7 protein-coding genes are annotated in these 2904 nt (G+C 39.9%); all 7 read left to right on the top strand.

The features are described 5' to 3' along the window. Positions 1–260: 30S ribosomal protein S17 (gene rpsQ, locus PCY17_RS12025; RefSeq protein WP_301395752.1), on the top strand; the 260-nt coding region annotated here is incomplete at its 5' end. A 25-nt stretch (positions 261–285) separates the two neighbouring features. After that, the gene (rplN, locus tag PCY17_RS12020; RefSeq protein WP_000616545.1) at positions 286–654 is read left to right on the top strand and encodes a 50S ribosomal protein L14; all 369 of its coding nucleotides are present in this window, start codon (positions 286–288) and stop codon (positions 652–654) included. 182 nt (positions 655–836) lie between these two features. Continuing rightward, on the top strand, positions 837–1142 hold the full coding sequence (gene rplX, locus PCY17_RS12015) for a 50S ribosomal protein L24 (protein WP_000497691.1): 306 nt from the start codon (positions 837–839) through the stop codon (positions 1140–1142). Positions 1143–1165: 23 nt separating this feature from the next. Continuing rightward, complete coding sequence (rplE, locus tag PCY17_RS12010) at positions 1166–1708, top strand: 50S ribosomal protein L5 (protein WP_000013542.1); 543 nt, start codon at positions 1166–1168, stop codon at positions 1706–1708. Positions 1709–1725: 17 nt separating this feature from the next. After that, positions 1726–1911, top strand: coding sequence for a type Z 30S ribosomal protein S14 (locus tag PCY17_RS12005; protein WP_001085697.1), 186 nt, complete (start codon positions 1726–1728; stop codon positions 1909–1911). A gap of 284 nt (positions 1912–2195) precedes the next feature. Further along, positions 2196–2594: a 30S ribosomal protein S8 gene (gene rpsH, locus PCY17_RS12000; protein ID WP_000245504.1), complete on the top strand. Its 399-nt coding sequence runs from the start codon at positions 2196–2198 to the stop codon at positions 2592–2594. 187 nt (positions 2595–2781) lie between these two features. Then, positions 2782–2904: 50S ribosomal protein L6 (gene rplF, locus PCY17_RS11995; RefSeq protein WP_301395754.1), on the top strand; the 123-nt coding region annotated here is incomplete at its 3' end.

The following is a 2904-nucleotide window of genomic DNA, read 5'->3' as shown; positions in this document are numbered from 1 at the left end:
TGGAACGCAATAATCGTAAAGTTCTTGTTGGACGTGTTGTATCTGACAAAATGGACAAGACAATCACAGTTGTAGTTGAAACAAAACGTAACCACCCAGTCTATGGTAAACGTATTAACTACTCTAAGAAATACAAAGCACATGATGAAAACAATGTTGCCAAAGAAGGCGATATCGTACGTATCATGGAAACTCGTCCGCTTTCAGCTACAAAACGTTTCCGTCTTGTAGAAGTTGTTGAAGAAGCGGTCATCATCTAATCAAACCTGAAAGGAGAAAACTGAAATGATTCAAACAGAAACTCGTTTGAAAGTCGCAGACAACAGCGGTGCGCGCGAAATCTTGACTATCAAAGTTCTTGGTGGTTCAGGACGTAAATTTGCAAACATCGGTGATGTTATCGTGGCATCTGTAAAACAAGCTACTCCTGGTGGTGCGGTTAAAAAAGGTGACGTTGTAAAAGCTGTTATCGTTCGTACTAAATCAGGTGCTCGTCGTGCTGATGGTTCATACATCAAATTTGACGAAAACGCAGCAGTTATCATCCGTGAAGACAAAACTCCTCGCGGAACACGTATCTTTGGCCCAGTTGCACGTGAATTGCGTGAAGGTGGCTTCATGAAGATCGTGTCACTTGCTCCAGAAGTACTTTAATTGGTTGCTCAAAGAAAATTAAAACAAGTCTAGGAAGTGAAACGAAAGCATAACTTAAGTTAGGTGAGTTGAAACTGACGAAGGATTGCTTTGATTTTCGCAGAGCAAAAACAAACAAACTAGTCCCCTAGCTTCAGGCTAGGGTGCCCTTATGGGCGTAAGAAAAATCAAGGAGAAACCTAATGTTTGTAAAAAAAGGCGACAAAGTTCGCGTAATTGCTGGTAAAGATAAGGGAACAGAAGCTGTTGTCCTTACTGCCCTTCCAAAAGTAAACAAAGTTATCGTTGAAGGTGTTAACATCGTTAAGAAACACCAACGTCCAACTAACGAGCTTCCTCAAGGTGGTATCATCGAGAAAGAAGCAGCTATCCACGTATCAAACGTTCAAGTTTTGGACAAAAATGGTGTAGCTGGTCGTGTTGGTTACAAATTTGTAGACGGTAAAAAAGTTCGCTACAACAAAAAATCAGGCGAAGTGCTTGATTAATCACGAAGGAAAGGAGAAGTATAATGGCAAATCGTTTAAAAGAAAAATATCTTAATGAAGTAGTTCCTGCTTTGACAGAACAATTCAACTACTCATCAGTGATGGCTGTGCCTAAAGTAGATAAGATCGTTTTGAACATGGGTGTTGGTGAAGCTGTATCAAACGCTAAAAGTCTTGAAAAAGCTGCTGAAGAATTGGCACTTATCTCAGGTCAAAAACCACTTATCACTAAAGCTAAAAAATCAATCGCCGGCTTCCGTCTTCGTGAAGGTGTAGCGATCGGTGCAAAAGTTACCCTTCGTGGTGAACGTATGTACGAATTCTTGGACAAATTGGTTTCAGTTTCACTTCCACGTGTGCGTGACTTCCACGGTGTTCCAACAAAATCATTTGATGGACGCGGAAACTACACTCTTGGCGTGAAAGAACAATTGATCTTCCCAGAAATCAACTTCGATGACGTTGACAAAACTCGTGGTCTTGACATCGTTATCGTAACAACTGCTAACACTGACGAAGAGTCACGTGCATTGCTTACAGGCCTTGGAATGCCTTTTGCAAAATAATATAGGAGGTAAATCTAATGGCTAAAAAATCAATGATTGCTAAGAACAAACGTCCAGCGAAGTTCTCTACTCAAGCTTATACTCGTTGTGAAAAATGTGGTCGTCCACATTCAGTTTACCGCAAATTTAAACTTTGCCGTGTTTGCTTCCGTGAATTAGCTTACAAAGGACAAATTCCTGGTGTAACAAAAGCATCTTGGTAATTTAAGATATCAAGGGCGTCAAAACTCCAAGTGAAAATAGGAAACTTGACGAAGAAACTGAAGTTTCTAGGAAAGTTTATCTTTTTCACACAGAGTTTAGCCCGGGTTCAGTTGGACTTGCCAATTTGAACACGAGCTACAGCTTTGGCAAAAAAGACCAATTTTCTTTGGAGCATCGCTCCTGCATCAAATTGCCTATTTTTGCTCTTGCTTTTACGCTCTTTGTATCATGTATTAACTAGCAAGTGCAACTTGCAAACTACTAGTAAGAGGAGAAAAACAAAATGGTTATGACTGACCCAATCGCAGACTTCCTAACTCGTATTCGTAACGCTAACCAAGCTAAACACGAAGTACTTGAAGTACCTGCATCAAATATCAAAAAAGGGATTGCTGAAATCCTTAAACGCGAAGGTTTTGTTAAGAACGTAGAAATCATCGAAGATGACAAACAAGGCATCATCCGTGTATTCCTTAAATACGGACCAAACGGTGAAAAAGTTATCACTAACTTGAAACGTGTTTCTAAACCAGGGCTTCGTGTCTACAAAAAACGTGAAGATCTTCCAAAAGTTCTTAACGGACTTGGAATTGCTATCCTTTCAACTTCTGAAGGTTTGCTTACTGATAAAGAAGCTCGCCAAAAGAACGTTGGTGGAGAAGTTATCGCTTACGTTTGGTAATATTTAGCTCCCAATTTCTTTGTGACTCTTCGTTATCGTCTCTTGCCTAACCCAAAGTTATGCCTGCGAGACGATGCCTAGATTCACTTTGAAATTGAAACCTAAATGTTCCTTTAAATCGAGAAATCGATTTAACCCCGTGAAAACTGGCCGTTATGGCCTGACAATTTAACAGGAGAAAATAAACATGTCACGTATTGGTAATAAAGTTATCGTGTTGCCTGCTGGTGTTGAAATCACTAACAATGACAACGTTGTAACTGTAAAAGGACCTAAAGGAGAACTTACTCGTGAGTTCTCAAAAGATATT

This window comes from Streptococcus sp. SO2, from assembly GCF_030440025.1.
This window is presented reverse-complemented; position numbering and strand designations above follow the sequence as displayed.